The 23346-nt window shown below is 48.1% G+C and carries 24 protein-coding genes; 17 read left to right on the forward strand and 7 right to left on the reverse strand.

The annotated features are described in order from the left end of the window. Positions 1-86 precede the first annotated feature (86 nt). A complete protein-coding gene (locus ACO0LB_RS01725; RefSeq protein ID WP_423045848.1) occupies positions 87-656 on the forward strand; it encodes a flavodoxin family protein in 570 nt (189 codons plus the stop codon). Between the two features lie 372 nt (positions 657-1028). Here the strand turns inward: ACO0LB_RS01725 and ACO0LB_RS01730 are convergent, their stop codons facing one another. The 5 genes from ACO0LB_RS01730 to ACO0LB_RS01750 all read right to left on the reverse strand — a co-directional run bounded on the left by ACO0LB_RS01730 (position 1029) and on the right by ACO0LB_RS01750 (position 6170). Continuing rightward, a complete protein-coding gene (locus tag ACO0LB_RS01730; RefSeq protein WP_423045850.1) occupies positions 1029-1940 on the reverse strand; it encodes a sulfurtransferase in 912 nt (303 codons plus the stop codon). A 55-nt stretch (positions 1941-1995) separates the two neighbouring features. Next, entirely contained in the window at positions 1996-2469 is a 474-nt protein-coding gene (locus ACO0LB_RS01735) for a GNAT family N-acetyltransferase (protein ID WP_423045852.1), read from the reverse strand. 34 nt (positions 2470-2503) lie between these two features. Then, on the reverse strand, positions 2504-3331 hold the full coding sequence (locus ACO0LB_RS01740; RefSeq protein WP_423045854.1) for a LytR/AlgR family response regulator transcription factor: 828 nt from the start codon (positions 3329-3331) through the stop codon (positions 2504-2506). Between the two features lie 102 nt (positions 3332-3433). After that, a complete protein-coding gene (locus ACO0LB_RS01745) occupies positions 3434-4600 on the reverse strand; it encodes a sensor histidine kinase (protein WP_423045855.1) in 1167 nt (388 codons plus the stop codon). A gap of 328 nt (positions 4601-4928) precedes the next feature. Next, positions 4929-6170, reverse strand: a complete 1242-nt coding sequence (locus tag ACO0LB_RS01750) for a CaiB/BaiF CoA transferase family protein (protein ID WP_423045857.1) — start codon at positions 6168-6170, stop codon at positions 4929-4931. 33 nt (positions 6171-6203) lie between these two features. Between ACO0LB_RS01750 and ugpQ the strand changes: the two genes are divergently transcribed. The 8 genes from ugpQ to ACO0LB_RS01790 all read left to right on the forward strand — a co-directional run bounded on the left by ugpQ (position 6204) and on the right by ACO0LB_RS01790 (position 15939). Then, entirely contained in the window at positions 6204-6953 is a 750-nt protein-coding gene (gene ugpQ, locus ACO0LB_RS01755; RefSeq protein ID WP_423045859.1) for a glycerophosphodiester phosphodiesterase, read from the forward strand. A gap of 385 nt (positions 6954-7338) precedes the next feature. Further along, positions 7339-7680 (forward strand): hypothetical protein, encoded by a 342-nt coding sequence (locus ACO0LB_RS01760; protein ID WP_423045860.1) that lies wholly within the window; start codon positions 7339-7341, stop codon positions 7678-7680. 320 nt (positions 7681-8000) lie between these two features. Then, on the forward strand, positions 8001-10613 hold the full coding sequence (gene alaS / locus ACO0LB_RS01765) for an alanine--tRNA ligase (protein WP_423045862.1): 2613 nt from the start codon (positions 8001-8003) through the stop codon (positions 10611-10613). A 306-nt stretch (positions 10614-10919) separates the two neighbouring features. Beyond that, complete coding sequence (locus ACO0LB_RS01770; RefSeq protein ID WP_423045864.1) at positions 10920-11438, forward strand: NUDIX domain-containing protein; 519 nt, start codon at positions 10920-10922, stop codon at positions 11436-11438. Positions 11439-11640: 202 nt separating this feature from the next. Further along, the gene (locus tag ACO0LB_RS01775; RefSeq protein WP_423045866.1) at positions 11641-11868 is read left to right on the forward strand and encodes a sulfurtransferase TusA family protein; all 228 of its coding nucleotides are present in this window, start codon (positions 11641-11643) and stop codon (positions 11866-11868) included. Positions 11869-12226: 358 nt separating this feature from the next. After that, the gene (locus ACO0LB_RS01780; protein WP_423045868.1) at positions 12227-12979 is read left to right on the forward strand and encodes an electron transfer flavoprotein subunit beta/FixA family protein; all 753 of its coding nucleotides are present in this window, start codon (positions 12227-12229) and stop codon (positions 12977-12979) included. 99 nt (positions 12980-13078) lie between these two features. Then, positions 13079-14011 carry an electron transfer flavoprotein subunit alpha/FixB family protein gene (locus tag ACO0LB_RS01785; RefSeq protein WP_423045870.1) on the forward strand — a complete coding sequence of 311 codons (933 nt, stop codon included), beginning with the start codon at positions 13079-13081 and terminating at the stop codon, positions 14009-14011. Positions 14012-14148: 137 nt separating this feature from the next. Beyond that, entirely contained in the window at positions 14149-15939 is a 1791-nt protein-coding gene (locus ACO0LB_RS01790) for an acyl-CoA dehydrogenase (protein ID WP_423045872.1), read from the forward strand. Positions 15940-16040: 101 nt separating this feature from the next. On the opposite strand, the gene ACO0LB_RS01795 is transcribed toward ACO0LB_RS01790, so the two are convergent. Further along, positions 16041-16457, reverse strand: a complete 417-nt coding sequence (locus ACO0LB_RS01795; RefSeq protein WP_423045874.1) for a hypothetical protein — start codon at positions 16455-16457, stop codon at positions 16041-16043. A gap of 165 nt (positions 16458-16622) precedes the next feature. Between ACO0LB_RS01795 and rpsP the strand changes: the two genes are divergently transcribed. From rpsP to ACO0LB_RS01835, 8 genes are all read left to right on the forward strand, one after another. After that, a complete protein-coding gene (gene rpsP, locus ACO0LB_RS01800) occupies positions 16623-16874 on the forward strand; it encodes a 30S ribosomal protein S16 (RefSeq protein ID WP_423045876.1) in 252 nt (83 codons plus the stop codon). 13 nt (positions 16875-16887) lie between these two features. Beyond that, complete coding sequence (gene rimM, locus ACO0LB_RS01805) at positions 16888-17430, forward strand: ribosome maturation factor RimM (protein ID WP_423046134.1); 543 nt, start codon at positions 16888-16890, stop codon at positions 17428-17430. Positions 17431-17455: 25 nt separating this feature from the next. Further along, on the forward strand, positions 17456-18214 hold the full coding sequence (gene trmD, locus ACO0LB_RS01810) for a tRNA (guanosine(37)-N1)-methyltransferase TrmD (RefSeq protein WP_423045877.1): 759 nt from the start codon (positions 17456-17458) through the stop codon (positions 18212-18214). A gap of 113 nt (positions 18215-18327) precedes the next feature. Beyond that, positions 18328-18711: a 50S ribosomal protein L19 gene (rplS, locus tag ACO0LB_RS01815; RefSeq protein ID WP_423045879.1), complete on the forward strand. Its 384-nt coding sequence runs from the start codon at positions 18328-18330 to the stop codon at positions 18709-18711. Between the two features lie 70 nt (positions 18712-18781). Further along, the gene (locus ACO0LB_RS01820) at positions 18782-19450 is read left to right on the forward strand and encodes a CoA pyrophosphatase (RefSeq protein ID WP_423045881.1); all 669 of its coding nucleotides are present in this window, start codon (positions 18782-18784) and stop codon (positions 19448-19450) included. 113 nt (positions 19451-19563) lie between these two features. Continuing rightward, positions 19564-20514, forward strand: a complete 951-nt coding sequence (locus ACO0LB_RS01825) for a CobD/CbiB family protein (protein ID WP_423045883.1) — start codon at positions 19564-19566, stop codon at positions 20512-20514. A gap of 69 nt (positions 20515-20583) precedes the next feature. After that, positions 20584-21720 carry an acyltransferase family protein gene (locus ACO0LB_RS01830; RefSeq protein WP_423045885.1) on the forward strand — a complete coding sequence of 379 codons (1137 nt, stop codon included), beginning with the start codon at positions 20584-20586 and terminating at the stop codon, positions 21718-21720. A 221-nt stretch (positions 21721-21941) separates the two neighbouring features. Next, entirely contained in the window at positions 21942-22280 is a 339-nt protein-coding gene (locus ACO0LB_RS01835; protein WP_423045887.1) for a DUF3579 domain-containing protein, read from the forward strand. A gap of 84 nt (positions 22281-22364) precedes the next feature. On the opposite strand, the gene ACO0LB_RS01840 is transcribed toward ACO0LB_RS01835, so the two are convergent. After that, positions 22365-23264: a LysR family transcriptional regulator gene (locus tag ACO0LB_RS01840; protein WP_423045889.1), complete on the reverse strand. Its 900-nt coding sequence runs from the start codon at positions 23262-23264 to the stop codon at positions 22365-22367. Between the last annotated feature and the right edge of the window lie 82 nt (positions 23265-23346).

A 23346-nucleotide genomic window follows, 5' to 3' on the forward strand; every position in this document is an offset into this window, starting at 1 on the left:
TTGCCGGGACAATTTTGCGTAAGTCCTGTTCTTGGTGTTGATGGGCAAACAGGCAGCATCTTTATTTTATTTTTCAGGAGAAAAACATGGCAACAGTAGCAATTGTGTATCACTCAGGTTATGGCCACACAACAAAAGCGGCAGAAGCAGTACATGCGGGTGCCACGGCCGCTGGCGCTGCGGCAGAATTGATTTTGATTGATGCTGAGGGCAATATCACCGAAGCACAATGGGCAAGCCTGGCGGCGGCGGATGCGATTGTTTTTGGTTCTCCAACCTACATGGGCACCGTCTCCTGGCAGTTCAAGAAGTTTGCCGATGCATCCTCCAAGCCTTGGTACACACAGCAATGGAAAGACAAAATCGCTGCTGGTTTTACTAACTCGGCATCAATGAATGGCGACAAACTGTCTACCTTGAATTATCTGTTCACGTTCTCGCAACAACATTCGATGATCTGGGTGGGAACAGGTCTGATGCCATCCAACAGCAAAGCGGCTCAGCGTAACGATATCAATTATATTGCCAGCTTCAGTGGTTTGATGACACAGTCTCCGTCCGACTCGTCACCAGAAGAAGGCCCACTGCCAGGCGACTTGGAAACCGCAAAACTGTTTGGTCAACGTGTTGCTGAAGTAGCGCAAAAACTGCGTTAATACCTCTGACCATTTGATTTATCTGAATGCCGAATGTATCGGTATTCAGATGATGCGATCGGGCTACAAGTGAGTAATGTAAGAAGCTGACGAGAAGTAAAAGTGAAGTAAAAGCGAAGTAAAAAGCAAATAAATACTGAGGTGAATGCAGCAACCAGGGCGCACATCTTAAATGCGTATCTGGAGATAGGTGTAGCGGAGTGCAGCTAAATAAAAGCGCCAAAAAAAACTGCCCATAGCGGGCAGTTTTTTTTGGCAGCATCGTATTTTTAGCGTACTAATCAACCATCAAGCGGACATCAAGCAAAAACGAATCCAGACGAGCATCCAGACACGACTCAGGCACAATTTCGCGGGCGGATGAAGTGCTGATTAATCTGCCGATAAATGCCTGGTTGACGTATCTGATGCTGACGCAGCGACCGCTGTTTCTTTCTGGCAGTGTGGGCAGGATTTGCCGGGAACATACCAAGGGGATAATTGTTCGCGTGGAGTGACGACAGCGCGGCAGGCGAAGCATTGCTTGGTATCGGTTGCTTCGAGTTGGGGATTGAGCGCGGTACGGTAGTCAAAGACGAAGCAGTCACCGTGATAATGATCACCGCCGACTTCTTCAAAATACTTGAGAATACCGCCTTCCAGCTGGTACACGCTGTTGAAGCCAACATTTTGCATGTGGATTGCGGCTTTCTCACAGCGGATACCACCAGTGCAGAACGTCACCACCGTCTTGTCATTCAGCGCATCACGGTTTTCCTCGATCACAGCCGGGAATTCGGTGAACTTGCTGATGCGATAGTCGATCGTGTTATCAAAACTGCCCACATCGACTTCAAAGTCATTCCGTGTATCGACCATCACAACGGGTTTGCCGTTGTCATCATGTCCTTGATCCAGCCAGCGCTTGAGTGTATGCGCATCGACGGACGGTGCGCGACCGTCTTCCGGTTTGATCAGTGGCATGCGCATGGTGATGATTTCTGCTTTCAGCTTGACCAGTAATTTGGTGAAAGGCTGACGATCAGAAAAGCTTTCTTTGGCAACGATATCGGCAAAACGCGCATCCTGATGCAGCCAATCCATGTAGGCATCGATCTCGTGGCGCAGGCCAGCGAGAAACATATTGATGCCTTCTGGTGTCAGTAAAATCGTACCTTTGAGATTGAGTTCCTGGCATTTATCGATGAACGACTGGCGCTTTTCTGCTGTGTCGTCGAAAGTGATAAATTTGTAAGCGGAGATATTGACGTAAGGTGTTTCTGGAGAAAGTGTTGCTACCGGCATAATAAGTTCAGTAAGTCATTGATTTGACAGCATTATAATCGATTTACCCGTGAAATCACTCAGCCGCCGGCAGAAGCATGTCGATATGCGGTATATCGTCCTCCAGATACACTGCGCTGACAGTCTGAAAACCAAAGCTGCCGTAAAATTTTTCCAGATACGCCTGCGCGCCTATTCGTACCGCCGCTCCCGGATATAATTGCCGGAGCGCCTTGATACCATTGCTCATCAGCGCTTGTCCAACGCCACTGCCACGCCACGCTTTTGTGCTCAGTACCCGTCCCAGTGATGCTTCGTCAAAGCTGATGCCGGCCGGTAGGATGCGCAGATAAGCGGCGATCTGGTCTTCTTCATCCCAGGCAATCAGATGATGACAGAGTGGGTCTTTGTGATCGATGTCTTGATATGGACACGCTTGCTCCACAATAAAGACGGCATTTCTTGCCGCATAGATGCGATGTAGCTGGGTATTGCTCAGATCGGCAAATGCCTTGCATTGCCAGCGTAATTGCGTCAGGGATTTTTTCATATCATCAAACAGTCAGATCGCAGCAGGGAAACGTTTACATTTGTCTGAACAAATGGGCATAGACCCTGCTGACGGATAATTTATCGTCGCTGCCACGCAGCCTGAGGGTGATTTTACCGGCTTCATCCTTGTTGGCGAGATGAATATGGCGACTATTGACCACGGTACTGCGATGTATCTGCCAAAACACATGATGATCGAGTTGTGGCAACAGTTCCCGCAAGCTGCTGCGTATCAGGGAGGAATGTTCGGCAGTGACAACGTTAATATATTTATCTGTTGCCTCAAAGTACAAGACCTCTTCAACGGGAATCATGCGTATCTGATTACCAACAGCAGCACGGATCAGGCTCAGACGTTCTGTGGGCTGAAATTGCGTGGCAAGGTCGGTATTGTTGCTATTGCCGGCGCTGCCGGGCAGCAAATGGCGTAATTGGCCCAGCACCCGTTCGAGTTCCGTCGCTTGCTGGGAACTGTCTTCCAGTCTGGAGCGCAGACGTTGTACGGTCTTGCTCATTCTTTCTTCACTGATTGGTTTTAATACGTAGTCAACCGCTGAATGTTCAAATGCCGACAAGGCAAACTCATCATATGCCGTGACATACACGATCAGCGGGAAAGCTTTGTCCTCCGGCCATTCCTCTGCCAGTTCCCGCGCGGCTTCCAGTCCTGTCTGTCCCGGCATTTTGATATCGAGAAACAGAATATCCGGCAACTGCTTCAATGCTTCATGAACCGCCGCGACACCATTGTCCACGATGGCGCAGAGCTGTAGTTCTGGCCAGAGTTTTTCCAGCATTTTTTGTAAGGTCAACGATAAGATGGGTTCGTCTTCTGCGATCAGTGCGCGTTTAGTTAGCATGATGGTCGGTTCTGGAATGAAGTCTGATAAAAGTATCGTATAAAAAATAGAGTCAATGTGGCTGCAGATATTTGTCAGTCATGATGTGCATTATCCGTTGCATTATCCATTGCATTTTTCGTTGGTGGGAGCTGCGGTTGGAATCCGCAGGTGCGCAACGGTTCCCTGAGGCTGGTGCGCTGTTAATTCCAGACTGGCATTGCTGCCGTACAGTGCCAGCAAACGGTCACGGATATTGGCGTTGCCCACATGATGTCCTGTCGTTGTCGGCTGTGTTGTATGGTCATCGTAATCGAAAGGCAAACCCAGCCCTGTGTCGGTCACTTGCAGATGTAAAAAGTTGACGTCTCTGTATGCGGTGACGTGAATATGCCCGCCATCGAGTTTAGGTTCCAGTCCGTGTTTGATGGCGTTTTCTACCAGCGGCTGCAACAGCATCGGTGCGATTTCGATGGTGTCCATCTCGGCGGGTAAATCCAGTTGATAGCTGAGGCGTCGCCCCATGCGTATCGTCAGCAGTTCGAGATATGCCTGCATCAGGCTGAATTCTTGTTTCAGCGTCGTCGATTCTGCTCTGGATGAGCTGAGTGTGGCTCGCAAATATGTGATCAGCTGTGCGAGCATGTGTTGCGCACGCTCTGGATCAATGGCAATCAAACCTTGCAAATTTGCCAGCGTATTAAAAAGCATATGTGGCTCAATCTGTGCCTGCAATAGTTGCAGTTGCGCCTGCATGGCTTGTCGTTCTATCGAGGCGGCTTTAGCTTTCTCTGATTCGGCCGCTGCGACCAGTTCTGCCATGCGGATGCGATTCCAGAAAAACCATGCCGAGATGCAGCTGACAAAAATCGTGACCGTGATAAACGTTCCGGCTGACTGCAGTTCAAAATGCAGCACGGCGATCCACGGGTAACCAAACAACATTGCCGCAATGACCGATCCAATGAAAAATGCGACTGGTCCTAAGATCAGGCACATCAGGTAATACACCAGTGTGTTGGGATTGCCTGCGCCCCAGACCAGATACTTTGAAACTGAGACCAGAGTATAGGCGGTGATGCCTATGCACATGGAAAATACCCAGTTTTCAAACAGGCCGTGACCGGTATGCAATATGTAGGTCACCAACAACGCGCATAAGGTATTGATGATCAGCATGCGTGGCGCATCGCCGATGATTCTTTGGATCAGTTTTTTCCGGTCGAAATCTAGCCGGGTCTGGCAATAGTGTTGAAAACCTTGTGAGAGCTTGTCAAGAGAGCTTGTCATTGTGCGAGGTGCAAGACCTGAGTAGGTGGCATTGATCAGAAGTCATCGGTTTGACGATGGTAGCGAATGTCTGCAAAAACGAATAGCGGAATATGACGAAAGGCAGGATTTCCGGCGCCAGCGCTGCCAATGCCGGTGCCGGTGGTGATTTGTGCCGATATGCTGTCGATGCGGGTCTGATGGTATGTTGAAGTGCAGATTGCACGGTATTTATTTCAGCGCATCAGGACTGGCGCAACATTGCCAATCTGTGTTTCGCGTGCTTTTATGTTGGTGACATTAGCATGCGAATTCTGAGAGCGCCCTCGGAGAATCCGCAAAAATAAACTCAGATGATATTTTTCTGTCTGAGTGCAGAGAGTTGCTCGTCGCTGTACCCCAGAATGCTTCCCAGAATCTGGTCAGTATGCTGTCCCAACAGCGGCGGTGCGGCTGGATATTGCACAGGAGTTGTGGATAGTTTCATCGGGCTGGCAACCAGCTTCACTTCTCCTGCCGTTGGATGCGGCAGGGTCAGTTGCATATCGCGGGCAATCACTTGTGGATTCTCAAATACCTCATTGATTTGATTGATAGGACCGCAGGGAACGCCCGCTGCTTCCAGCAAATCGATCCATTCATGTTTGGTTTTTTGTCTGACCATGTCGGCCAGTAACGGCACTAAAATATCGCGATGAGCGATCCGTCCCGGATTGGTATTGAAACGAGTATCATCGGCCAGTGCCGGTTGTCCGCCAGCCTGCACAAATTTGCGATACTGGCCATCATTGCCTGCTGCCACGATGATGTGCCCATCAGATGTGGCGAAGGTTTGATAAGGAACGATATTCGGATGGGCATTGCCCCAGCGCTTTGGAACGACACCACTCGACAAATAATTGGTGTTCATATTTGCCATCATGGCGACCTGCACATCCAGCAGAGCCATATCAATATATTGCCCCTCACCGGTCCGGTCGCGGTGTGTCAACGCCGCCAGAACGGCGATGGTGGAATACATGCCCGTCATCAGATCGGTGATGGCGATACCTGCCTTTTGCGGCCCGCCGCCAGGTAAATCATCTCTCTCCCCGGTAATCGACATAAATCCACCCATGCCTTGCAAAATAAAGTCATAACCTGCCCGATGTGCATAGGGGCCATCCTGACCAAAGCCTGTAATGGAACAATATACGAGGTCAGGTTTGATTTTTTTCAGCGACTCATAATCGAGCCCGTATTTTTTTAACTGGCCTACCTTATAGTTTTCCAGTACTACGTCGGCTGTCGCTGCTAACGCACGGATGATTTCCTGACCTTCGGCACTGGCGATATCAACCGTAATAGCCTGTTTGCCACGATTGGCCGCCAGATAGTAGGCAGCTTCTGTTGTATTGTTGCCTGCTGCATCGCGCAGGTATGGCGGCCCCCAGCTGCGCGTATCGTCGCCACTGCCGGGACGCTCAACCTTGATCACTTCGGCACCGAGATCAGCCAGGTTTTGTGAGCACCAGGGACCAGCCAGTATGCGTGTCAGGTCCAGCACACGGATATGACCAAGAGCAGTTTTTTGTGGGGACGTTGTTGGCATCTTCGATTATCCTGATTGTTTTAAATGGAGAGCATGATGTGGCCCTATCCTAAGATACTCGCTCATCGCGGTGGCGGTATCATCGCACCCGAAAACACGCTTGCGGCAATGCGCTGCGGCCATGCATGCGGGTTTGCTGCTGTAGAGTTTGACGTGATGTTATCAAAGGATGGCGTTCCTGTGCTGATGCATGATGAATACTTTGGCCGCACGATACGCGCAGCAGGGAGTGTTGCAGAGACGCTGGCGATCGATTTATGCCGTATGGATGCAGGCACCTGGTTTTCAGCGACATTTACGGGTGAACCTGTTCCTTTGTATGCCGATGTCGTACGTTTTTGCCGTCAGCATGGTATCTGGATGAACGTGGAAATCAAGCCATCGAAGGGGGCAGAAGTTGCTACCGGCAACATCGTTGCGGAACTGACAAAGGCCTTGTTTTCCGACATTGCGGTGACGGATATCCTGCATTTGCCTTTGTTTTCTTCATTTTCTTTTACTGCATTGATGGCCGCCAAACACGCTGCTCCAGGCATTCCCCGAGGGTTGCTGATGGACTGTATTGGCCACGACTGGAAATCGCAGTTACAGGAGCTGGACGCTCGCTCCTTGCATGCCAATCACCAATATCTTAATCCGGTATTGATCCGGCAGGTCAAGGATGCCGGCTATGGAATGTTGTGTTACACCGTGAATACTCCCGAGCGTGCCAGCGAAGTGTTGGCATGGGGGGGGGATGCTTTATGTACTGATCGTCTGGACCTGATTTCTGCAGATTTTTAACAGCGATGCAATGTCGTGCACAGAAATATATACGGATACAGATAAGGCGATCGGAGTAGACGGAGAGGGCGAAGCGCAGTTTATTGCTGCGCAATACTACGTCATTAACTGTAGTAATCGTAGTAACCGTATCGACGTTACGAATGCTTACAATGGTTACATTTTTTCGGTCAGCCTGAGCAGGTCCAACCTCGTTATATTCTCACGAGTTGATATCACTCAGGACTTACGCAAAACCGACCCGGCGGCGCTATGGAAGCAGATACTGTCTTCGCTTCCATGCAATTCATTTTCGGGATAATTTTGTTTAAGTTCAGTCATTTACTTCTCTTTTCAGACTGACGACAGACTGATTTTATTCACGATACGTTTAGAAAGCTTAACCATGAAATCCATCAAATTTGCGAGCGCACTGGTCATCACATTATTAGCAGGTTCGGTATTTGCACAAAGTACGGACACACCTCGCATAGAAAAGCGTCAGGAAAGACAGCAAAAAAGAATTGCAAAGGGTATTGATAGTGGCGCGCTGACAGCGAAGGAATCTGCCAACCTGGAGAAGCGTGAGGCAAAAATTGAGGCCGATAAGCAAGCTGCAAAATCGGATGGTGTTGTCACCAAATCAGAAAAAGTAAAGCTGGAACACGAGGAAAACCGTGCCAGTAAAAGAATTTTTGCTAAAAAACATAATGCCAATATCGCCAGCAGCACAAGTAATACTCAATAATCCCTGAGTCTGGCGACAGCCCAGTTCTGACATGTGAGCTTGTTTTTATTTTCCCCTACAAAGCAGAAACGGTTTGTTCATGGAACCATTGGTGCGGGTAATTCGTGTAGTAAGGTAAGGCAGATATAAAAAGCGTTTTTCTGAATGTAGCTTTCATTTCATTCGGCGGAGCGCTTTTTTGCTTTTAAAATAAATATTTCATTTTTACCAATTTGTACATCTGACATGCTGACCACCAGTGTGCGGCTGACGGTTTGCGGTCGAATTTATACCGTATAATCAGAAGTTACACCCATTTTTCAGCTTAGAACTATCTCTCTATGAACTCGTCAGAAATCCGCGATAAATTCCTCAGCTTTTTCGAATCCAAGGGCCATACCCGTGTGCGCTCTTCCAGTTTGATTCCAGGTAATGACCCGACCTTGCTGTTCACCAATTCCGGCATGGTGCAGTTCAAGGATGTGTTCCTTGGTCAGGACAAACGTGCCTATACCCGTGCCACGACAGCGCAACGCAGCGTCCGTGCCGGCGGTAAGCATAATGATCTGGAAAACGTCGGCTACACAGCGCGTCACCATACTTTCTTTGAAATGCTGGGTAATTTCTCTTTTGGCGATTATTTCAAGAAAGACGCAATTCACTATGCGTGGGAATTGCTGACCTCAGTTTATGGACTGCCAAAGGACAAGCTGACCGTCACTGTTTATCAGGAAGACGACGAAGCTTACGAAATCTGGAAAAACGAGATCGGCGTACCGGTAGAGCGCATTATTCGTATCGGTGACAACAAAGGTGCGCGCTACGCATCTGATAACTTCTGGCAGATGGCGGATACTGGTCCGTGCGGCCCGTGTACTGAGATTTTCTATGACCACGGCCCTGAAATCTGGGGCGGTCCTCCAGGATCACCAGATGAAGATGGTGACCGTTTCATTGAAATCTGGAATCTGGTGTTCATGCAGTTCAACAAGGATGAAGCCGGTGTTTTGCATCCATTGCCTAAACCATGCGTGGATACGGGCATGGGTCTGGAACGTTTGTCAGCGGTGTTGCAGCACGTACACTCCAACTATGAAATCGATACTTTCCAAAACCTGATCAAGGCGGCTGCACGTGAAACTGGTTGTACCGATCTGGAAAACAATTCCCTGCGCGTGATTGCCGATCATATCCGTTGCGCTGGTTTCCTGATCGTTGATGGCATTATCCCGGGCAATGAAGGCCGTGGCTATGTGTTGCGCCGCATTACCCGCCGTGCTTTGCGTCATGGCCATAAATTGGGCCAAAGCCAGCCGTTTTTCTACAAGCTGGTGGCAGATCTGGTCAAGGAAATGGGTGGTGCTTATCCCGAGCTGGCCGAGGTTGCTGACCGCGTTGCACAAGTTTTGAAAACGGAAGAAGAACGTTTCGGTGAGACGCTGGAACACGGTATGAAAATTCTGGAAGCAGCACTCGTCAAAGACGGTAAAAACCTCGACGGAGAAACTGCGTTCACCTTGTATGACACTTATGGTTTCCCACTCGATCTGACCGCAGATATCTGTCGTGAGCGTAATGTCGTGCTGGATGAGGCTGGTTTCAATGCTGCGATGGAAAGACAAAGACAGACTGCGCGCGCTGCCGGTAAATTCAAAATGGCGACTGCCATTGAATACAGCGGCGATAAGACCAAATTCGTTGGCTACGATCAGTTGCAACACGAAGCGAAGGTTGTTGCGTTGTATGTTGATGGCAGTGCCGTTAATGAAATCAAGGCAGGTCAACAAGCGATCGTTGTGCTCGACACGACCCCTTTCTATGCTGAATCCGGCGGTCAGTGCGGTGACTCAGGCGTACTGATAGGATTGGACGGCGCAGTGTTTGAAGTTGCAGACACTCAAAAAATTCAGGCTGATGTGTTCGGTCATCACGGTGCATTGAAATCAGGTAGCCTGACTATCGTACAAAACGTCAAGGCTGAAGTGAATGCGGAAATTCGTGCACAAACCATGCGCAATCACTCAGCCACGCACTTGATGCACAAAGCCTTGCGTGAAGTGTTGGGTAGTCATGTGGCGCAAAAAGGTTCGTTGGTTGACGTAGAAAAAACCCGCTTTGACTTCAGTCATAACGGCCCGATGACTGCGGATGAAATCCGTCAGGTAGAAACCATCGTCAACCGTGAAATTTTGGCGAATGCTGCCACCAACGCGCAGTTGATGGCTTTTGATGATGCAGTCAAACACGGCGCTATGGCATTGTTTGGTGAAAAATACGGCGATGAAGTCCGCGTACTTGATATCGGTTCTTCCCGTGAACTGTGCGGTGGTACACATGTTTCACGCACTGGTGATATCGGCTTATTCAAGATCGTGGCTGAGGGTGGTGTTGCGGCAGGCATCCGTCGCGTCGAAGCAGTGGCGGGCGAAGTTGCACTGACGCTGGTGCAAAACCTCAATAGTCGTATCAATGAAGCTGCCGCTACCTTGAAGGCACAGCCAGAAGAGCTGACGCTTCGTATCGTACAAGTACAGGATCACGTCAAGGCCTTGGAAAAAGAACTGGCAACGCTGAAATCAAAAATGGCATCCAGCCAGGGCGATGATCTGGTCAGCAAAGCGGTTGAGGTTAAAGGTATCAAGGTGTTGGCAGCGACGCTGGAGGGGGCTGACGTCACTGCCCTGCGTGAAACCATGGACAAGCTGAAAGATAAATTGAAAACCGCCGCTATCGTGCTGGCCGCTGTGAACGACGGCAAGGTCAGTCTGATCGCTGGTGTGACAGCCGATAGCACATCCAAAGTCAAAGCTGGTGATCTGGTTAACTTTGTTGCGCAGCAAGTCGGCGGCAAAGGTGGTGGTCGTCCAGACATGGCGCAAGCGGGTGGTACTGATCCTTCTGGCTTGGCAAATGCACTTTCAGGTGTTGCTGAATGGATTAATGGCCGTATCTGATCTCCCACGTTATTAGTTTTAATCTGTTTGAAATTGGGCTACTGGTAAATTCGCTTTGTCAGTAGCCTTTTTTATATCCAAACAACGTTGTACCCGTGTGGTTCGGTTTTCTGGTAGCCCATCAAACGACGATGTGACGTTATTTGACTGCTGAGATTGTTGAGATAGCCGTAATGATTGCAGTTATTACCTGAAGCAAAAAGAGATTGTTGTTGAGTGTCGCATTGAGCCTGTTTGGCGTACTTGTTGCGGCAGATTGCGGTCTGGCACCTCACGACAGCATTGGAACTCCGTAGGAGAATAGTGATGGATATTCGTTTTTGCCCTGTTTGTGCTGCCTCATTAATTCATCGCCAGGATGAGCAGGATGCAGATAAATTGCGCCTTTCTTGTCCAGATGGACATTGGACGCATTGGGATAATCCACTCCCTGTGCTCGCGGCGTTGGTGGAAGTCGAAGGACATATCTTGCTGGCCCGAAATGCTGCGTGGCCAGAAAAAACGTTTGCTCTGATTACCGGTTTCATGGAGCGCGGTGAAACGCCGGAGCAGGGAATTGCAAGAGAACTGAAAGAAGAAACGAATCTAGATGCAGAGCAGATTTCTTTGATTGGTGTCTATGAGTTTATGAAAAAGAATGAAGTCATTATTGCTTATCACGTTAAGGCATCCGGTCAGATCGTTCTCTCAGAAGAGTTGTTGGAGTTTCGTCTGATCGCACCTGAAAAATTGCGTCCTTGGAATGCAGGAACCGGATATGCGATGGCTGACTGGATGCGTTCACGAGGATTGGATCCTCAGTTCATGGAGTGGCCATCGGCATAGTCATTTGCCTCACGGCAAATTTATTATGTTTTATACGAATAAAACTCGGTGATTCACCATTTTTGTGCGTAAATTTCAGATGAAATTTTGCATGTTGTTGTTAGTGTGCTGCATCGCACCATCAAGATGAAAATTCCGGTAGAATTAGTGCATCAATTGTTTGGCAGCCGAGAAAACTCAGTCTGCCGCTACAGGGAGTATCATGCAATTCAATAAAGAACTGGATGCGCGCGGACTGAATTGTCCTCTTCCAATTTTAAAGACCAAAAAGGCGCTCGCCGAAATGGTCGCTGGTGAAGTGTTGCACGTATTAGCGACCGATCCAGGATCAGTGCGCGACTTTAAAGCGTTTTCTAAGCAGACAGGTAACGAGCTGTTGTCGCATTTGGAAAACAGTAAAGAGTTCGAGTATTTCATTAAACGTAAGTAGTCTTTACTGATACTCGCCGCAACAGTCAAAAAAGCCTGCAAATTTTTGCAGGCTTTTTTATTTTCCAGCCATAGAAAATACGTTAAATAGCGGTATTAGAATGTATCTGTTAGGGGGAAAACTCTAACGAGAAAATAGACTTAAAAAGAACGATCGTGCTAAATTATGTATAATTCTGATGTTTTGTTTTATAATTGTCGCAGTTGACGTATACGTCAAGTCGTTGCTTGTTATAGATATTACCTCTGTAGATTCTGTATAAATAGGCACAAGTGGCGTTGTTGACGATAATTGTGCAGTTTCAGATGGAATCCGTTATACCCTTAGTATTTAAAAATTAGCTCATAAAGGCAGAACTATGAAAGTCCTGGTACCAGTTAAACGAGTAGTCGATTACAACGTCAAAGTACGTGTTAAAACCGATGGCACAGGCGTGGATATCGCTAACGTCAAAATGTCGATGAATCCTTTCGATGAAATCGCTGTTGAAGAAGCAACGCGCCTGAAAGAAGCTGGTGTCGTGACTGAAGTCGTCGCCGTGTCTTGCGGCGTGGCGCAATGTCAGGAAACATTACGTACAGCAATGGCAATCGGCGCAGATCGTGGCATTTTGGTCGAAACTGATGCTGAACTGCAACCGCTGGCAGTCGCAAAACTGCTCAAGGCGCTGGCAGACAAAGAACAGCCGCAGCTGATCATTCTGGGTAAGCAAGCCATTGATGACGACTGCAATCAGACAGGCCAGATGCTGGCAGCATTACTGGGCTGGCCACAAGCAACTTTCGCGTCCAAAGTAACTGTCGCTGACGGCAAAGCAACCGTCACGCGTGAAGTGGATGGCGGTCTGGAATCCGTTGCGCTGACTTTGCCAGCGATCGTGACTACTGATTTGCGTTTGAATGAGCCACGCTATGTGACTCTGCCTAACATCATGAAAGCGAAAAAGAAGCAGCTGGATAACGTCAAACCTGCCGATCTGGGTGTGGACGTTGCTTCCCGCGTCAAAACACTAAAGGTTGCTGAACCAGCAAAACGCAGCGCAGGTATCATGGTTCCTGACGTGGCGACGCTGGTTTCCAAGCTGAAGAACGAAGCAAAAGTGATTGGTTAATCAGCTGTTGATAGCTAATTGATTAGTTGCTTTATTAATTCTTATTTACGAATTTTTTCGCCAGATTGCATACTGGTGATTTATTAAGTGGAAAACATCATGACTACACTCGTCATCGCTGAACACGACAACGCTGGCCTCAAGGGCAGCACTTTAAATACCGTTACTGCCGCTACTCAATGCGGCGGTGATGTGCACGTACTGGTTGCCGGCTCGAATGCTGGCGCAGCTGCCGCTGCGGCTGCACAGATCGCAGGTGTCAGCAAGGTATTACATGCTGATGCAGCGCATTTTGCTGATGGTCTGGCTGAGAACATCGCTGAACAGGTATTGGCTGTTGCTGCTGGTTACAGCCATATTCTGGCGCCGGCTACTGCCTACGGTAAAAATATCCTGCCACGCGTCGCCGCTAAACTCGACGTTTCTCAGATTTCTGAAATCACTAAAATCGACTCCCCGGACACTTTCGAACGTCCGATTTATGCCGGTAATGCGATTGCGACCGTGCAATCTACAGATGCAGTTAAAGTGATTACTGTCCGTACAACGGGCTTTGATGCTGCTGTTGCCACCGGTGGTTCAGCTACTGTTGAGACAATTGCTGCGGTTGCTGATTCTGGAAAATCAGCGTTTGTTTCGCGTGAAGTTGCCAAGTCTGATCGTCCAGAGTTGACAGCGGCAAAAATCATCGTTTCCGGCGGTCGTGGTATGGGTTCTGCAGATGCATTCAAAGTGCTGGAACCATTGGCAGACAAACTCGGCGCAGCGATGGGTGCATCCCGTGCAGCGGTTGATGCGGGCTTCGTTCCTAACGATTGGCAGGTTGGTCAGACCGGTAAAATTGTTGCGCCTCAACTGTATATCGCCGTTGGTATTTCTGGCGCGATCCAGCATCTGGCAGGTATGAAGGATTCCAAAACGATTGTCGCGATCAATAAAGATCCGGAAGCACCGATTTTCTCTGTCGCTGATTACGGTATCGTTGGCGATCTGTTTGAAATCGTGCCACAACTAGTTGCTGAATTAGGCTGATTTAATGAATTTCCGGGCCGTCAATTAGCCCAGACTGGACAGAATGAGTGGTTTGTCGCGCCATTGACAGCAATGTTTTTGTTGTTGTGACACATTGCTGATTCTGTCCTTTTTCTTTTCTATTTTTAGGAAATGCCATGACTTATGTCGCACCTGTCAAAGACATGCTGTTCGCGATCAATGAACTCGCCGGTTTGTCGGAAGTGAATGCTTTACCCGGTTGTGAAGACGCTACGTCTGAAACTGTAGAGGCCGTTTTGGAAGAAAACGCAAAATTTGCGAGCGAGGTCGTTGCGCCGTTGAATTGGGAAGGCGATAAAGCCCCTAGTTACTGGCAGGATGGGCAGGTTTTTACTACCAAAGGTTTCAAAGAAGCGTTCAAGATGTTTGGGGGGGCTGGCTGGCAGGGTGTGCAGCATCCGCAGGAGTTTGGCGGGCAGGGCTTGCCGAAGCTGGTAGCAACACCGTGTATTGAAATGCTGAACTCAGCGAGCATTTCGTTTGCACTGTGCCCATTGCTTACAGACGGTGCCATTGAGGCTTTGCTGACAGCGGGTAGTGATGAGCAGAAAGCAATTTATCTGGAAAATCTGATTTCTGGTAAATGGACCGGCACCATGAACCTGACCGAGCCACAGGCGGGTTCCGATCTGGCGATGGTGCGCAGCCGTGCTGTTCCTCAAGGCGATGGCACATACAACATTTTTGGCACCAAGATTTTCATCACTTATGGTGAGCACGATATGGCAGAAAATATCGTGCATCTGGTGCTGGCGCGTACGCCAGATGCACCGGAAGGCGTGAAGGGTATTTCTCTGTTTATCGTTCCAAAATTCCTGGTCAATGCTGATGGCAGTCTGGGTGCTCGCAATGACGCACACTGTGTCTCAATTGAGCATAAGCTGGGTATTAAAGCCAGTCCGACTGCGGTGCTGCAATTCGGTGACAACGGCGGTGCGATTGGTACGCTGGTCGGTGAAGAAAACCGTGGCCTGGAATACATGTTCATCATGATGAATGCGGCACGTTTCGGCGTGGGCATGCAGGGTATCGGTGTGGCGGAACGTGCTTATCAAAAAGCAGTGCAGTACGCTAAAGACCGTATCCAGTCACGCGATCTGGCTGGCTCCGCTGGTCCTGTGGCGATCATCAACCATCCTGACGTACGTCGCATGCTGATGTCCATGCGTGCACAGACAGAAGGTGCGCGTGCGTTGGCGTATGTGGCAGCTGGGCTGAGCGATATTGCGCACCACCATGCAGACGAAGCGACTCGCAAAGCCAATCAGGCTGTGTATGAATACCTGGTTCCTATCGTCAAGGGCTGGTCTACTGAAATGTCGCTGGATGTGACATCAACAGGTGTACAAGTGCATGGCGGCATGGGCTTCATCGAAGAAACTGGTGCGGCACAGCATTACCGTGATGCCAAAATTCTGACGATTTACGAAGGCACGACAGCAATTCAGGCCAACGATCTGGTTGGACGTAAAACAGCACGTGATGGCGGCGCGACGGCAAGAGCATTGATTGCGTATATCCGTGAAACGGAAGCGGCACTGGTGGCAACAAATCAGCCTGAATTACTGGCTATCCAGAAGCAATTGGCGGCTGGTTCTGCTGCGCTGGAAGATGTAGTGGCTTATGTGGTTGCGAATTTCAAGCAAGACATCAAGGGCGTATTTGCAGGTAGCGTGCCGTATCTGAAATTGGCGGGTATTGTGCTGGGCGGTTGGCAGATGGCACGTGCCGCATTGATTGCGCAGCAGAAGTTGCAATCAGGCGATAGCGATAGCAGCTTTTATAAAGCCAAAATTGCGACAGCACGGTTTTTTGCGGATCATATTTTATCTGCGGCTCAAGGTCTTCGTTCATCGATCGTTGACGGCAGTGCTGGTGTGTTGGCATTGTCTGACGATCAGTTCTGATGGCGATTGCCTGATGATAGTAAAAATGGTCTGGTCTGTTATACCAGACCATTTTTACTGATAGACATTACTCCTATTGTCGTCTTTAGTGTTGCTGGTATTTAGCCGTAGGCGCCACCTGTATAGAGCAGGTCAAATGCTCTTGCAATGGTGGCAATGAGCGCAGTTGCTCCGATGCCAACGGTTAGTACTAATATCAATGCCAATGGCCACGATGAATCACTGTGTTGTCCTGAGTTTTGGTTGTAATGTGCATCCCATTTTTCGTCAGACATTAAACCGAGAACCAGCGCTTCTAATAAGGCAACCAAAAAAGAAAGCAGTAATGGGCCGTAGGTCAGTAGTCCGGGCAGGCCAAAAAAAACATGGTTTAGTATCAATGACAGTGGTAACGAGATGAAATGCAGCCAAGCCCATTTGTCATGGAAGCCAGAAAGATAGAAGCGATGCAGTCCCACACTGCCGACAACTGCCGCCAGTAATGTCGTCAATGTTTTATTTTTATGTGAGTTGGTCATTGGTAAAAGCCTGAAAAGGAGAGCTTCGATTGTAGTTCATACACATACTATGTGTCGAAATCCTCACGTTTCAGATTCCTGTGCTGGATAGTCCTTGCTTGTTTTATTTGAAGCGGGCTATAATCTACAGCTTTTTCCGCGTTTAGAACATTTTTTGGAAATATTATGGTCGTTATTCGTTTAGCTCGTGGTGGCGCAAAAAAGCGTCCTTTTTACAACATCGTTGCGACTGATTCCCGTAATCGTCGTGATGGTCGCTTTATCGAGCGTATCGGTTTTTATAATCCAGTAGCGACTGGCAACGCTGAAGAAGTTCGCGTTGCAGCAGATCGCCTGGCTTACTGGCAAGGCGTAGGCGCACAACTGTCTCCAGCAGTTGCTCGTCTGGTTGCTCAGTCTGGTAAAAAAGCAGCGTAATAGTTTGCTTTCGATGCCTGCGGCAATTCATGTTCCTGAAGATCTGGTCTTGGTTGGCTATATCTCGGGAGCATTTGGTATTCATGGTTGGGTAAAGATTCGTCCTTACTCTTCTAATGCTGATGCAATGCTGTCTGCTAAAACATGGTGGATAGACAAGCCGGATTTGCACGATGTCGAACGCCTGGATGCAAAAATTCATGGTGAAGATGTTGTTGCAAAGCTCATTGGTGTTGCTGACAGAAATGCGGCTGAGGCGCTGAAAGGCTCGACAGTCAAAATTTCTCGTAAGCATTTTCCGCCATTGACTGATGGTGAATTTTACTGGTTGGACCTGATTGGCTTACAAGTTGAAAACTTGCAAGGCGATCATCTGGGTATCGTCAGAGACTTGATGGATAACGGAGCTCATCCTATTCTTCGGGTTGCTGCGGCTGATATTCCAGAGGCTGAGTTGCATAAGCACGAAAAACTGATCCCGTTTGTTGATAACTTCGTTAAAGAAGTAAATCAATCGGCTGGCAAAATTCAGGTTGATTGGGGTAGTGACTATTAACACGATGGATTCAGTAGGCATTTGTATGCAGTTTGATGTCATCACGCTGTTTCCGGAAATGTTTGTTGCTATTACGCAGTCTGGTGTCACAAGACGTGCGTTCGAGCAAAAAAAATGTCATCTGCAGCTGTGGAATCCCCGGGATTTCACTTCGGATCGCCATCGTAGTGTTGATGATCGTCCTTATGGTGGTGGCCCTGGTATGGTGATGCTGGCTAAGCCTCTGCAGGCAGCGATCTCGGCGGCAAAAGAACGACAGCAGGCGCTCGGTCGCACTGTTCCTAAAGTCATTTATTTGTCTCCGCAAGGTAAATCGTTGACTCATCAGCGTGTAATGAGTATGGCTGATTTGTCTGGCATGGTTCTCCTTTGTGGGCGCTATGAAGCTGTTGATCAGCGTTTGCTTGATAGTTGCGTTGATGAAGAGATCAGTCTCGGAGATTTCGTACTGTCTGGCGGAGAATTGCCGGCAATGGCGTTAATGGATTCGGTGATCAGACAGATTCCTGGTGTTTTGCATGACGGTGCATCTGCTGTTGAAGACAGTTTTGTTAACGGTTTGCTGGATTGTCCACATTACACCAGACCAGAAATCTTCGAAGACAAACCTGTTCCTGCAGTATTGATAAGCGGCAATCATGCTGAAATCGAGAAGTGGCGTCGTCAGCGTGCGCTCGAAGCGAGTGCTCTGAAGCGTCCGGACTTGATTTTAGCGGCACGACAAGCAGGTTTGTTAAGCCGTTCAGATGAAAAGTTTTTAAGTAGTTTGTCAGTTTCCTTGTGAAAACAAGGCTATAAGCGTGCACCTTTCGGTGCACATGTTAACCCCCATCCTCTACCGGGCATGAGTCAGATACTCATCTGCAGCGTCGGCAAGATGGTTATTGGAGTATGAAAATGGATCTGATCCAAAAATTAGAGCAAGAAGAAATTGCTCGCCTCGGTAAAAATATCCCTGACTTTGCGCCAGGTGATACAGTCGTAGTCAGCGTTAACGTTGTTGAAGGTACACGTAAACGTGCACAGGCTTACGAAGGTGTTGTTATTTCCCGTCGTAACCGTGGTTTGAATTCCAACTTCATCGTTCGTAAAATTTCTTCCGGTGAAGGCGTTGAGCGTACATTCCAGTTGTATTCTCCACTGATCGCTTCGATTGAAGTGAAACGTCGCGGTGATGTACGTCGTGCTAAGTTGTACTACTTGCGTGAGCGTTCTGGTAAATCTGCACGTATCAAAGAGAAATTGCCAGCTCGTAAAGTTGCAGCAGCAAAAGCAGAGTAATATATCTGTTGATGCCGTATCAAAAAAGGATGCCTTCGGCATCCTTTTTTTGTTTGAACATGGATATGTCGTGAGCCAACTTATTTTTAATCCTGAACATTTGCTGATCCATTCGTTTGCAAACGAACCTGCTGTCAATCCCGAACATCTGTCCCCGGAATGGTTGCGTCAGCGTTTTGCGCGGCAGCGTATCTGGACACCGGAATCGACCGATGAGCATGTATTGGCAAATAACCTTGATTTTCGTCCAGCATCGGTACTGATTCCCATTGTTATCCGTGATCATGGTTTGACTATCTTGTTAACCCAAAGAGCAGCTAATCTGAATCATCATGCAGGTCAGATCAGTTTTCCTGGTGGGAGAGTTGAGAAGTTGGATAGTAATCCAGTGGAGACTGCCTTACGCGAAGCCGAAGAAGAAGTCGGGCTTGAGCGACAGCACGTAAGCATACTTGGTACTTTGCCAGACTATAAAACAGGTACTGGCTATCAGGTAACGCCAGTGGTTTCACTGGTACAACCTCCGTTTCATTTGAAGGCCGATCCAGGTGAAGTGGCTTCAATTTTCGAAGTGCCATTAGCGTTTCTGATGGATGGTAAAAATCATCAGCGGCGCGCATACGCTTTGCCCGATGGATCTGGCGAGCGTGTTTTTTATGCAATGCCCTATCAAAAACATTTTATCTGGGGCGCAACTGCTGGCATGTTACGAAATTTGTTTCACATGATACGAGCGTAGGCTTGTTGCCGTAACTCTATGACAAAGCTTCATAAAGTAGGTAAATCGGTTTACACTTGCCGTACTTGCAAATATTTTGAGCGCTGACTTTCAGCTCCAGACCCTCATCGACTATGACATTCATCTCCATCCTCTGCGCATTGCTCATTGAACAGCTGAAACCTTTGCGAGCGGATAATCCTATCTATACGCAGATACAGATTTTTGCCAAAAAAATAGAAGCATCATTTAATGCTGGCAAAGAAAAACATGGTCGATTGGGATGGTGGATTGTTGTCGGCTTACTGACCGTACCGACAGCCTTGATTTATTGGCTATGTCTGAGACTGAGTCCATTTGCTGCACTGGCATGGAATATCATCATCGTCTACCTGACTCTTGGATTCCGTCGTTACAGCCATTATTTCACCTCTATTCAGCTGGCCTTGAGCAGTGGCGATGAGGATGCTGCGCGTCGCTTCCTTAGTGAGTGGACGCATCTTGATACAACAGGAATGGATGTTTCTGAAATTTCCCGGCTCGCCGTAGAGCAATCTTTGATTGCAACACATCGCAATGTGTTCGGTGTTTTTTTCTGGTTCCTGATGCCAGTGGGCCCCGCATGCGCGGTGATGTATCGGGTGGCAGAGTATCTTGCCAGAGCGTGGACTGAACCTGAGCATATGAAAAATGAAGCTTTTGGTTTGTACGCTGCAAAAGTATTTTATTGGATAGATTGGATACCCGCCAGATTGACCGCAGTGGCGTTTGCTGTTGTCGGTAATTTTGAAGATGCCGTGTATTCCTGGCGTAATTATGCGGATCGCTGGAATGACGAAGTCGTTGGAATTATTCTGTCTGCTGGCGGTGGTGCTCTCGGTGTGCGCCTTGGTGAGCCTGAGGAAAAGGCCATGATTTTGCAGGCGGATGCCTCTGCGGTAGATGTTGATAGTCTGGAACTCGAAAGTCAGCCAGGCGCTGAGGCTTCGCCTCGTGCATTGCAGAGTGCAGTCGGCCTTGTGTGGCGCGCGTTGCTGCTCTGGATGCTGTTGCTATTGTTACTGTCGTTTGCTGTCTGGGTCTGATGGCACGCCAGTTTGCGCGTAATGCTGCCTTATACAATTGCAAATCAATATCAAAGGTGATATTGCTCCATGTCTGCTGATACTGTTGATGCTGATGGCAACCACAGTGGTGCTATTTTCAGTCGTCATCAGACGATTGATATTGCAAAGGGGCTGGGTATTTTTCTGGTTGTGTTAGGTCATAACTGGATGGTGGCGCATGAGCACGGAGAGTTGTTTCGTGTCATATTTTCGTTTCATATGCCGCTGTTTTTCTTTTTATCCGGTGTTTTCCTCAAAGAGAGCCGACGGCTGAGTGACTTCGCTTTCACCAAAGCTGATGCGATATTAAAGCCATATATTGTCGTGCTTCTTTGCTGGGGGCTATTGCGGATATTGCTTTCCGGCGTTTCGTGGTCAGCTTATTTGTCGGGCGTTATATATGCTACCGGCAACACCATTGAATGGGTGCCTTTATGGTACCTGCCGCATCTCTTTTTGAGTCTGCTATTCGTATTTGTGTTGCTGCGGATAACGGGTAGCTTTCAATGCGGCAATAACTCACTTCTTTATTTATCATTGGCGATGCTGGGTGCGGGCGTGCTTGTCATGCATACAGAGTGGCCGTTCTCTTCTGAAACTTTACAATACTGGAATCGTTTGTTGAATGATTCTCAGGATTACTTCCCCGGTTTGCCTTGGAGTGCGGATCTGATTGGCGTCAGTGCCGCTTTTATTCTGGCCGGATATGCTCTCAAGGAGCATATCGTTCACTTTTGTTTCCACCGGATTTATTTTCTGGCTGCATTATTCTGTTTTGTCATTTTGCATATCCTGTTTGATGAAACTATGGATTTACATATGCGGCATTACGGTCAGTTCTGGATTGTGAGTGCGCAGGCAATACTAGGTATCTATTTGACGCTTTCTTTGTCGTTTTTATTGCAGCGTTGTCATACCGCCGCCAGAATACTCGCCTATATTGGAGGGAGTACTTTGTTTATCTTGATTTTTCACTCCTGGATTGAGTGGAAGATTTTTTCTTTGTGCAGTAAATATATGCAAAATGATGATCTGAAAGCATTTGTGTCACTGTTTTTCGGTCTGTTATTGCCATTATTGCTACAAGCGATGGTGGTGAGAATTCCATTTCTGGCGCGATGCTTGCTTCCATCTGCTAAAAGAAAAACATCTCGTACAGTTCTTGCAATAAATACTGATCAATAAGATATTTTTTGATTGAGAACATGTCATTTTTTCATTATTTTGCTCTATAAATGGGCGAAATGAGATAAGGACGCTAGCTCAACAGAGGGGCGGTATTTATCTCAAGAGCAGATCTCGAATTAGGTCTTCTATAAGATATAATATGGAAGTATTCTGAAAGCTTGGTGTCACATAATGGCATGCAGTTTTCCTCAATTTTGCTGTCACAGCGAGCCGAGCACATGGCCGATTCCAAAAAATCTCATTCTCCTACAGTCCGCGAATTTTTCATTCAGGGCACAACCAGCGATGGAAGGCAATTCCGTCCCAGTGATTGGGCTGAACGTCTCTGCGGCGCAATGTCTTGTTTCCGTCCCGATGGTGGCAGAAATGCTCATTTACAGTATTCGCCGTATGTGCGTCCTATTCTTTTGAATGGTGTACGTTCCGTCGTTGTGAACGAAGCGATCAGGGAAATAGAGCCGTTGGCATATCATTTCGTTGTGAGTTTTGCCAAAGACAATGACTTGCAAATCATCGATGCCTGCCTGCTGCCGGATGAGCCAAAGACACCCAAGTAATCAGTCGTAGTTACATCATTTATCACAGATGATCTTGATGCAGACAGACAGCTTGCATTTCACCTTGGCGTGATCAATGCAGATTTATGTAAATGACATCATGATTTGCTGCCTTAGCCATCTGTTGGACGGATCATTTTCTACGTTCTGATGCCAATACAGATAAACGTCCCAGGATGGCATGCTGAGTGGGAGCGGCAAAATCTGATTATCAAATTGCTGATTGGCGATTTTTGCATAGGCTTCCGGCATCGTCAGTAACAAATCTGTCTGACTGACTACCCTGCATGCCGCAAAGTAATGCTGACAACGCAGGCGTATCCGCCGTTGAAGGCCTAGTCGGCTAAGTTCAAAATCTTCCAATCCCATACCTTTCCTTCTGGAGCTGGCAAGTATATGTTCTGCTCTCAGATACGTGTCGAGATCGATGCTTCCTTGTATCAATGGGTGATCACGGCGTACCAGAATCACCGTATTGTCTTGCAAAATCTTTTGTCGACGTATCTCGTTGGGCAGTGGCAGCAGCATATCAATTGCCACATCCAGCGTGCCTGCTCCCAGTTCACTGACTAATTCCCTCCGTTCCACTTGTATTGCCGCCAGATTGATTTGTGGCGCCTGCTGGGTAATGCTTTCCATTAATGGCGGCAGTATGGTGGATTCCAGTACGTCGCGCAGTGCCAGATTAAATTGTTTGCTGGCTTGTGCTGGGTCGAATTTCCCCGTATCTGCCAACGTCACTTCCAGTCCCCGTAACGCTTGCCTGACGGGTTCGATGATGCTGCGTGCCAGCGGTGTTGACACCATAGAATGGCCCTGGCGGACAAATAAAGGGTCATCGAATAGTTGCCGCAAGCGGTTTAGCGCGTGGCTGATCGCCGGTTGTGTCAGATTAAGCTGCTGACTGGCCCTGGTCACACTACCTTCAGTATAGATTGCCTCAAATACACTAAATAAATTCAGGTCGACTCTTGATATATGCATGAGATTAATAGAGTTAGATAATAACTATTCATTTGATCAATTATAGCGTGCCGGATATGATGAGTTCATTCAATTCAACTCA

Origin of the sequence: Undibacterium sp. SXout7W (genome assembly GCF_049339385.1) — a bacterium.
Taxonomy (GTDB): domain Bacteria; phylum Pseudomonadota; class Gammaproteobacteria; order Burkholderiales; family Burkholderiaceae_D; genus Undibacterium.

What these genes read in the sequence shown, in the direction of transcription:
- ACO0LB_RS01725 (WP_423045848.1), top strand. Translation starts at nt 87, where the DNA reads ATGGCAACAGTAGCAATTGTGTATCACTCAGGTTATGGCCACACAACA.
- ACO0LB_RS01730 (WP_423045850.1), bottom strand. Translation starts at nt 1,940, where the DNA reads ATGCCGGTAGCAACACTTTCTCCAGAAACACCTTACGTCAATATCTCC.
- ACO0LB_RS01735 (WP_423045852.1), bottom strand. Translation starts at nt 2,469, where the DNA reads ATGAAAAAATCCCTGACGCAATTACGCTGGCAATGCAAGGCATTTGCC.
- ACO0LB_RS01740 (WP_423045854.1), bottom strand. Translation starts at nt 3,331, where the DNA reads ATGCTAACTAAACGCGCACTGATCGCAGAAGACGAACCCATCTTATCG.
- ACO0LB_RS01745 (WP_423045855.1), bottom strand. Translation starts at nt 4,600, where the DNA reads ATGACAAGCTCTCTTGACAAGCTCTCACAAGGTTTTCAACACTATTGC.
- ACO0LB_RS01750 (WP_423045857.1), bottom strand. Translation starts at nt 6,170, where the DNA reads ATGCCAACAACGTCCCCACAAAAAACTGCTCTTGGTCATATCCGTGTG.
- ugpQ (WP_423045859.1), top strand. Translation starts at nt 6,204, where the DNA reads ATGATGTGGCCCTATCCTAAGATACTCGCTCATCGCGGTGGCGGTATC.
- ACO0LB_RS01760 (WP_423045860.1), top strand. Translation starts at nt 7,339, where the DNA reads ATGAAATCCATCAAATTTGCGAGCGCACTGGTCATCACATTATTAGCA.
- alaS (WP_423045862.1), top strand. Translation starts at nt 8,001, where the DNA reads ATGAACTCGTCAGAAATCCGCGATAAATTCCTCAGCTTTTTCGAATCC.
- ACO0LB_RS01770 (WP_423045864.1), top strand. Translation starts at nt 10,920, where the DNA reads ATGGATATTCGTTTTTGCCCTGTTTGTGCTGCCTCATTAATTCATCGC.
- ACO0LB_RS01775 (WP_423045866.1), top strand. Translation starts at nt 11,641, where the DNA reads ATGCAATTCAATAAAGAACTGGATGCGCGCGGACTGAATTGTCCTCTT.
- ACO0LB_RS01780 (WP_423045868.1), top strand. Translation starts at nt 12,227, where the DNA reads ATGAAAGTCCTGGTACCAGTTAAACGAGTAGTCGATTACAACGTCAAA.
- ACO0LB_RS01785 (WP_423045870.1), top strand. Translation starts at nt 13,079, where the DNA reads ATGACTACACTCGTCATCGCTGAACACGACAACGCTGGCCTCAAGGGC.
- ACO0LB_RS01790 (WP_423045872.1), top strand. Translation starts at nt 14,149, where the DNA reads ATGACTTATGTCGCACCTGTCAAAGACATGCTGTTCGCGATCAATGAA.
- ACO0LB_RS01795 (WP_423045874.1), bottom strand. Translation starts at nt 16,457, where the DNA reads ATGACCAACTCACATAAAAATAAAACATTGACGACATTACTGGCGGCA.
- rpsP (WP_423045876.1), top strand. Translation starts at nt 16,623, where the DNA reads ATGGTCGTTATTCGTTTAGCTCGTGGTGGCGCAAAAAAGCGTCCTTTT.
- rimM (WP_423046134.1), top strand. Translation starts at nt 16,888, where the DNA reads ATGCCTGCGGCAATTCATGTTCCTGAAGATCTGGTCTTGGTTGGCTAT.
- trmD (WP_423045877.1), top strand. Translation starts at nt 17,456, where the DNA reads ATGCAGTTTGATGTCATCACGCTGTTTCCGGAAATGTTTGTTGCTATT.
- rplS (WP_423045879.1), top strand. Translation starts at nt 18,328, where the DNA reads ATGGATCTGATCCAAAAATTAGAGCAAGAAGAAATTGCTCGCCTCGGT.
- ACO0LB_RS01825 (WP_423045883.1), top strand. Translation starts at nt 19,564, where the DNA reads ATGACATTCATCTCCATCCTCTGCGCATTGCTCATTGAACAGCTGAAA.
- ACO0LB_RS01830 (WP_423045885.1), top strand. Translation starts at nt 20,584, where the DNA reads ATGTCTGCTGATACTGTTGATGCTGATGGCAACCACAGTGGTGCTATT.
- ACO0LB_RS01835 (WP_423045887.1), top strand. Translation starts at nt 21,942, where the DNA reads ATGGCCGATTCCAAAAAATCTCATTCTCCTACAGTCCGCGAATTTTTC.
- ACO0LB_RS01840 (WP_423045889.1), bottom strand. Translation starts at nt 23,264, where the DNA reads ATGCATATATCAAGAGTCGACCTGAATTTATTTAGTGTATTTGAGGCA.